At 58.0% G+C, this 8253-nt stretch carries 5 protein-coding genes and 1 pseudogene; all 6 read right to left on the bottom strand.

Annotated elements, in window-relative coordinates; genetic code table 11:
• Positions 1–132: 132 nt before the first annotated feature.
• Positions 133–1482: pseudogene (locus DMX06_RS25815) on the bottom strand (type I restriction endonuclease); the annotation flags it as partial.
• A gap of 161 nt (positions 1483–1643) precedes the next feature.
• Positions 1644–2579: a GIY-YIG nuclease family protein gene (locus tag DMX06_RS25820; protein ID WP_110739957.1), complete on the bottom strand. Its 936-nt coding sequence runs from the start codon at positions 2577–2579 to the stop codon at positions 1644–1646.
• A complete protein-coding gene (locus DMX06_RS25825) occupies positions 2576–3916 on the bottom strand; it encodes a restriction endonuclease subunit S (RefSeq protein WP_110739958.1) in 1341 nt (446 codons plus the stop codon). Before DMX06_RS25825 ends, DMX06_RS25820 begins: the two co-directional genes overlap by 4 nt.
• Positions 3913–5832 carry a type I restriction-modification system subunit M gene (locus DMX06_RS25830; RefSeq protein ID WP_110739959.1) on the bottom strand — a complete coding sequence of 640 codons (1920 nt, stop codon included), beginning with the start codon at positions 5830–5832 and terminating at the stop codon, positions 3913–3915. Before DMX06_RS25830 ends, DMX06_RS25825 begins: the two co-directional genes overlap by 4 nt.
• Positions 5833–6507: 675 nt before the next feature.
• Positions 6508–6744 carry a hypothetical protein gene (locus DMX06_RS25835; protein ID WP_110739960.1) on the bottom strand — a complete coding sequence of 79 codons (237 nt, stop codon included), beginning with the start codon at positions 6742–6744 and terminating at the stop codon, positions 6508–6510.
• A 468-nt stretch (positions 6745–7212) separates the two neighbouring features.
• On the bottom strand, positions 7213–7962 hold the full coding sequence (locus DMX06_RS25840) for a class I SAM-dependent methyltransferase (protein WP_110739961.1): 750 nt from the start codon (positions 7960–7962) through the stop codon (positions 7213–7215).
• Positions 7963–8253 lie beyond the last annotated feature (291 nt).

Genomic DNA, 8253 nt, shown 5'->3' on the forward strand with positions numbered 1-8253 from the left:
AGACATTGGCCAATACCTAATGGGCCACTACAACTGGATCCGGCCGCATCAGTTCAACGATGGACTGGCTCCAGCGAAAGCAGAAGAAAAACTCAAAACCGTGTCCGGGATGAGTTGACCACTACAGTCATCCGCCGTGCTGCCCCCGGTGGAGCTGTGTGCCTCGTCGATGATGATGGCGAAACGGCGATTGCGCAGGCTCTGCTCACCGAGGATGGCCTTCTGCGCATAGGGGAACGTCTGTAGGGTACAGACGATAATCGGCACACCATCGAGCATGGCCTTGGCCAACTGCTGGCTCTTGGGCAGGCTCGACTGTTGGCGGTCGATAGCGCACACAACGCCGGCCTGGTGCTCGATCTGCTGGATGGCATCCTGCAACTGCTGGTCCAGCACCTGACGGTCGGTCACCACTATCACGCTGTGGAAATACGGCTCACCGTCCGGGCGGCGCACTCGAATCAGCGAATGCGCGGTCCAGGCGATTGTATTGGTCTTGCCCGAGCCGGCGCTGTGCTGGATCAGGTACGGATGCCCTGCACCTTCTACCTGCACCGCGTCGATCATCTTGGTCACGCCCTCCCACTGATGGAAGCGCGGGAAGATCAGGCCTTCCTTGAAGTAAGTTTTACCATTGACGTCCTGGGCTTCCTTACGCTCCTGCAGCACGAAGCGGTGGAAGATATGCAGCCAGTTGTCCTTCTGCAGCACGCGCTCCCAGAAGTAGCTCACCGGGTAGCTACCGTTGTCGCCCGGCGGGTTGCCGGCGGCGCCATCGTTACCCCGGTTGAACGGCAGGAAGAAGCTCGAATCCCCGGCCAGCTTGGTGGTCATGCGTATGTCGCTATCGCTCATGGCGAAATGCACCACCGCGCCACGCTTGAAGGTGAGCAGCGGCTCCAGGCCACCACTCTTGCGCTCAGGACGGCGGTCCATACAGTACTGCTGCATGGCGGCCTGGACTGACTGGGTGAAGTCGGTCTTCAACTCCACCGTGGCCACTGGAATGCCGTTGATAAAGAAGGCCAGATCGATCTCGTCGGCCTTGTCCAACGAGTAACGCAGCTGTGGCACGACGCGCAGCCGATTGGCCGCATAGCGGGCGATCACTGTGTCGTTGCGCGCGTCCTCGGGCAGCGCCTGGCTCATGGCCAGGGTTCCGCCGCCGGCCAATGCAAAGCCATAGCGCAGCACATTTACCGTACCTCCATCGACCTTGTTCTCCAGCTGCTTGACCAGTCGATCCAGCACCGCATCACACGTGCCTGCACCATTCATGGCGAGGATCTTGGCCATGGCCGCAGGCTGGCTGTCCTCCAGCCAGCCCAGCACATCCTCGGGGACTAGCGCCCGTCCTCGGTCATAGTCAGCAGACTTGCCCACCAGCCAGCCGGCAGCTTCAAGCTGCTTGACAATATGGCGTTCCAGTTCACATTCGTGGTGGATATGACTCATCGTTTCGTCCTTCAACTTCGCGGCCATCCTTGGGAACAGCCCATCTAATAATGGCTATCGGGCGTATCTACAGATACAGCCGGGGCAAATCCACTCACCGTCGTCGCAGGTGCCACCAGTAAAGTCCGTAAGTTGGTGGCGCCACCAAGATCAACCGCTGCGGCTGCTAGATCTTCTTCATCGAGCCACTAGTTTTCTGGCATGACACCAACACCGTTCAGTTGACTGTCCTGCCAGGCGGCATAAGTTTCGCCACTATCCTCGACCAGCCAAGCGGTTCGACCGCTAGCTGCACGCCCACACACAACTGCCGCTGCGGCACTAGGGCTACTGAAGGCATAGTCGTCCTTGAACACCAGATACTCACTTCCGTCACTGACCGTCACACCATCACTCACCAACTGCTGATACAGGTTCCGGTAATTATGATCCGCAGTTCCTACCCACTGAGCTCGAGCTCGGGACCCTTTCAGTACAAAGAACTCACCATCAACCTCTTGCGCTTCCGCGCGCTCCTTGCTCTTTGGAAGCTGTAGTGCAAAACGCGGCGACTGGCTAACCGGTTGCTCGACTGGTGCCATAACGAGCTTGGAGGGCTTGATCAGCTCGCGCAGGAAGTCAAAGCCCAGCACTGGTAGCACGATGCGGATCTGCTCGAGGAAAAACGCCATGTCAGCACGGTCCGACTCAGGCAAGTTGGTGTAGCTATGCGCTGTGCTATTGCCTACTACACAACGACCAGTTTGACTGGCGATCTGGATTAGTTGGCTCTCCAGATACTTGACATGGGCCTTGGTCAGGTTTTGGTCCTTGCTGGTAATCAGACACACACGCTCCCAGAAATCCTTGCCACCCTGCTCCTGCGGCCGGTTATGTTGCCTAAGACGCTGCGCCACATCATCAGATTCGCCGATATACACCCGAGCACGCAAGCTGTCGTCCGGGTCAGGGCCGACAAGAAAGTACACGCCAGTGCGCGCGCATTCAGGACGTTGCACCAGTTCAGCCAACTTGGAACGCGGGCCGGTCAGCACATGCCCGGTCCAGTTCATGATCTCAGCGGTGAGCAGACCATTGGGCGTGCCGTCCACCAGAAACAGACGCAGACTACGACCCTGGCTCATTCCGTCTCTCTCAAATCGATCTGTCCAGTGACCGCAGCCGTGATCAGAGCGGAGCGGCGTTCTTTTAGCAGTTCGATGCTGCGCTCGGTTTTATCAATGACAATTTTGAAACGACCAAGCTGGCCACCCAACGCACTGACGATACCTCGCTGCTCATCAAGTGGTGGACGAGCAATTCGAATAGCCTCGATATCCGGCATGTAAATGGTCTTGTGGGTCGATCCCATCATCAAGCGGTCAAAATCCGGCTTCATACCAAGCAGTATGTAGTAGAGATACTCGTTAAATAGCTCACTAGTGCATGTCCACACAGCGAAGTCCTGGGAGGTTGCCATGTCGACCGCCATGATGCCCGGAAAACCCACGGAGGCAGTCCGGGACAAGAATACAGAGCCGGCAGGTAACAAACGGGCTGATGAATTCTCCAGGCCTAGCTGACTGACCTTCTCAGAGGTCTCTGATACATACTTTTGCTCACCGCTACGAACCTGCCAGACATCTGCGAGCGTGAACCACGGAACATTGCAGTCAACCCAATATTCTGGCTTTGAGCGACTGGGTGTATGGCCAGACTCCAACCGGGCTGTATGCCTTAATTGCATAACACTCCAATGCTCCGGCACCTCTCCCAGCCACTCCACACCGGAGTCTTTCATCCTCACATTATGGTCAAAACCCTTTGTGACGGCATTAATGATCAGCGCCTGGCGCTTTTCGCGCAGCAGTTCGATAAAGCGGGTTTTCTTTTCAATCAACGCGTCGATGCGCGCGGTTTCGCGGTCAAGATACTGCACGATATGCTCGCGCTCGCTAACTGGTGGCACTGGTATTAGCGTGTTGGCTAGGTAATCCTGCTCAATACTTTCAACCGTAGCCCCCTGTTTTAGCCAGATCTTCAATAGATCGTCATTCAGTCCCTGTACCCAGCGCATTAAAAACCGTGCGGACAAATAGTCCGAGTCCAGCCAGATTGCTTTCATGTCCTGATTCAGTGCGACAGGAACATCATTGATGGCGACCGGGACCGTGTGTTTAAGAATTCCCGAGCGCACTACTATAAGCACTCGCTTTGCCGGCACCATCGAGGAGCTGCTTCCTGACAGCCCGGCTGCAGTGATGCACTCTTCGGCTCCTGTAATGAACTCAGATTTCATGTCCTTGGGCGACACCCAGGGAATATCACCATTCCAAAATTCGGGGTTGTCACGGGAGGGGGTTCCGCCGCCAGAAAAACGGGCCATATGTTTAAGCCTACGTAACTGCCAATGGTCCGGCACCTGTCCCAACCACTCCACCCCGGAGCCCTTGTAGGCCGGATAAGGCTTGTAATGGCTCATGCCGTTACCTCGCCCAGCAACGCGGCAATTTGGGCCTCGACCGCCTTTAGGTTGGCATCTATCTCGGCCAACGGACGCGGCGGCTGGTAGACGTAGAAGTAGCGGTTGAAGTTGATCTCGTAGCCTACGATACCGACTTGGCCGTCCTTCGCGTCCGTCTTGCCGATATCGATCCAGGCATCCGGCACATGCGGCAGTACTTCACGGGCGAAGTAGGCGTCAATGCTCTGGCTAAGCGGTACGTTCTCGAATTCGCGAAGGTCGGAGTCGGCCTGCAGGTTGCCCTTGTCATCCAGCATCGGCTGGGCATTGGCATCGCGCTCGCCGAAGCAGGCCAGCGCGGCTTTCAGTGCACCCTTGCCGAGCTTCTTGATGTCGGCCGCCTTGAGAAAGGCCAGCAGGTTGTCGAACTCGCCCTGTACGCCGGCAAAGGCATCGGCCAGGTCGGCGCCCTTGGTGTTCTGGTAAGCGGCGAGCTTGTCCGGGGTAACCGAGAAGCGCAGGCGCAGCGGACGCTCGACGGTGATGCGGCGGTAGCCGAAGTCGGTGGTGGCGAAGATCTTGCTGTTCGAGTCCTCCTCGAAGGCCTCGTGCAGCTTGGCGATTTCGGCAACCTGCTCATCCGAAAGATGCTTGCGCTTGCTGCCCAGGCTCTTGCGCATGGGGGCGTGCATGGCGCTGGCATCGATCAGCTGCACCTTGCCCTTGCGTAGCGCGTCCTTGTGGTTGGACAACACCCAGATATAGGTGCCGATACCGGTGTTGTAGAACAGATCGGTGGGCAGGGCGATGATCGCCTCCAGCCAGTCGTTTTCCAGAATCCAGCGGCGGATCTCCGACTCTCCGGAGCCGGCGCCGCCGTTGAACAGCGGGGAGCCGGACAGCACGATGCCAATACGGCTGCCGCCCAGCTCGACAGGTTTGCGCTTGAACAGCAGGTGCATAAGGAACAGCAGCGAGCCATCTCCCACCCGTGGAAGGCCAGGGCCGAAGCGGCCGGCGTAGCCCTGTTGGCTATGCTCATCCTGCACCTGCTTCTGCACCTTCTCCCACTTAACGCCGAACGGTGGATTGGCCAAGCAGTAGTCGAATTGCTCATGGGGCAACTGGTCGTTGGACAGAGTGTTACCGAGTTTGATATTGCGGGTCTCGAAGCCCTGGATCAGCTTGTCCGCCACGGAGATAGCGTAAGTCTCAGGGTTGAGTTCCTGGGCGTAGGGTACCAGGCGGGCATTGGGGTTCCACTCGGTCACCTGCTCGATAGCTGAAGACAGAAAGCCGCCGGTACCGGCGGCGCAGTCATACACGGTACGCACCACGCCTTCGCCATTGAGCGCTTGATGATCCGGGGCGAACACCAAGGTGGTAGCCAGGCGCACCACATCGCGCGGGGTGAAAAACTCTCCCGCGGTGTCGTTGGCGGATTCGGCGAACTTGCGGATCAGGTGCTCAAACACCAGTCCCATCTCGTGGTTGCTAATGGCATTAGGGTGCAGATCGATATTGGCGAACTTCTGCGTCACCAGGTACAGCAGGTTGGCCTTGTCGAGCTGAACCAGCCAATCAGAGAAAGCAAAGTGCTCGAACACTTGGCGGGCGTTGGCGGAAAACTTGGCGACATAGTCCTCCAGGTTGGCGCGGGTGCTGGTGGAACCGACCGAGCCTAGGGAGAACTGCGAGACGTTGTAGAAGGTGGCGCCAGCTGTGGTTGGCAGGATCAGGTCCATGTCCACGCCACTGGCTTTCATACTCTCGTATTGACTGCGCACCTTGTCACGGGTCGGCTCCAGCACGCACTCCAAGCGGCGCAGCAAGGTGAAGGGCAGGATGATGCGGCCGTAGATGGACTGTTTGAAATCGCCGCGCAGCACGTCGGCCACGTTCCAGATGAAATCGGCGAGGTTTTGCTGGTTCAAGCTGTTGTTCCTTACTGGGCGGGCGAGGCGATTGGCGCGCCTTCCTGCGGGATGTCTTGATTGATGCCGAACCTTAACCGGTTGGGTAGCTCCGTACCAGTATCAGGAACCGGCTAAGGTGCTGATTTGTCTATTCGGCTAGCGGGCTTTCATTTCGGGAACATTCATATCTTCGCCACGTCGCCGCGACCAGTGCAGGGCTATGCAGTTGTCGCGAGTAGGGTATGAGCAACGCTATTCCTGAACCTGGAGAGTGCCTAGAAAATCAGGGGGGATTCGAAGTCCTGGTAGGAACGAAAGCGAAAACCGGCGTGCACTTGGTGACTATTTGAACGTAACGGTGCGACACTGGTGCAAGGGGATTGGCAAAATTCGCCCCTCGAAGCGGCTGGCAGTTCAGATAAGGGGCTCATAGCAGTAGCCCATCAAGAGCCGCGGGCAAATCTCTTGAAGACTAGGAGCAGAATAACCCCTGCTCACCAGTGTTCTCACTGCACCGAATGAGAACACTGGTATTCCAGTTGGTATTCCACAGATCAAATTTAACCGTTAAAAGCATAGAAAATTCATATAAATAGGCGGTTGCTTCAAATTACCCCGGCCCACCAAATCCTAAAAAGAAGACGCCCAATGGGCGTCTTTTTTTGTGCCTGGCATTCAGTGCCTCAGCGACACCTACACCACGTCGTCACCTCTCCCCTCCTCCTTCATCGCCTCCAGTTTGCTGAACTGCTCACTGGCTAACCGGCTGATGATCTGGATCGCCTGGTGAATCCCCGCCGTGTTGCGAAAGCTCAGCTGCGGGTTGTGCTCGCACTCCAGCACCTCGTCATGCTGGACCAGCGCTTCGCCGAGCAGTTCGAGGGTCCAGACGTAGCTCTGGAGGGTAGACAGGCGTTCATGGTCAGGCATGGGGCACCTATCGGGTGGCGCGGGTGGCGAGGGAGTGGCTGTCGATCGGGTAGAAGGAGGGGGATGGGGTGGCCGCGGGGGATGTGCGGCGGAGAGCGGATGCGAGGATCCTGCTCAGAATGCGAATAAGCATGCATGAGACTCCAAGTTTGAGATTGGAGCTACCACGATCCTTCCTACGGGATTGGGTGGCAGCTATGTGTGGGGTAGGAATACCGGGAAACTTGGAACCCGGCCAGGCCGAAGCCTGCCCACACACAGCCGCCATGACATCGCAGCAGACGCAAAAAAGGCGCCAGCCGTTGTGATGGGGCGCCTAGTGCGAGCGCCAAGTTTACCAGCAGGTTCCTACACCTGGTCGCAGATTTTGCTGCGACTTGGGGAATGTATCCTTAGGCGGGATTGATTCGCAACAGATAGGGCGATGGGAAATTTCCTCAAAACTTAAAGGAAAGAAACCCGCCACGCTCAACACCTCGCCTCGATGAGATGACGGGTCGAATGCGCGACAAAAGGCTCGCCCTGGCGCATCTGGCTATCCAGGGCCAGCAGTTCAGCGCGGTACTTATCCACGGAGAAGTCCGGCACCCACCATACGCATTTGCGAAGAATCCACACGACTGCGCCTACATCATGGAACAGCATGCGGCAACGGGCTGTGCGCAGGTCAGTCACCGTCAGCCCGGCTGCCTGTGCTGCTGCCACTTCGTCCTGTGGATCGCGCATTTGCCGCTCACGCGGCAATGGCCCCAGGAAATGCTCGATCAGCTCGAAGGTCGAGGCTGGCCCTACGTGCTGGGCGAAGTAATGCCCGCCAGGCCGGAGGACGCGATGAATCTCGGGCCAGTCCGGTTGCACAGGGTGGCGTGAGGTGACCAGCTCGAATGAGGCGTCGGCAAATGGGAGTGCGGTACCGGGTGCGACCTGCACGACTTCAACGCCGCGCGATTTCAGGCGCTCGTGCGCCTTGCGGGCGTTGGGGGGCCAGGCTTCAGTTGCGCACATGAGGGGTGGAAAGTGCGGAGCCTCATTCAGTACCTCTCCGCCGCCGGTGTCGATGTCCAGCGCTGTGCTGACGGCACCCAGACGCTGCGCAAGGAGCTGGGCATAGGCCCAAGGCGGACGCTGCTCGGAGGCGCGTCCTGCCAGCCAGTCGAAGCCCCAGCCGGTCACATCGGCTGCGTTGGCCTCGGCTACCAGGTCGTCAAAGGGTTTCATTCGATGGTCCAGGTTAATGCTTGTGGTCGGACCAGTATAAGTCGGGTAGGAGCGGCTTTGTGCCGCGAATGGGGCGCGTAGCGGCCCCTGGATTGTGCATCACGCTGATATCGCCGGGGCCGCGTTGCGGCCCTTTCGCGACACAAGGCCGCTCCCACAGGGGTGGCGGTGTGGCGTTGATTTTGGAACGCGGAAAAGACAAAACCCCTACCTGCTCGCGCAGATAGGGGTTTTGCGAAATGAATCTTGACGATGACCTACTCTCACATGGGGAAACCCCACACTACCATC

The sequence above is a fragment of the Pseudomonas mosselii genome (assembly GCF_003205295.1).
Taxonomy (GTDB): Bacteria; Pseudomonadota; Gammaproteobacteria; order Pseudomonadales; family Pseudomonadaceae; genus Aquipseudomonas; species Aquipseudomonas mosselii_B.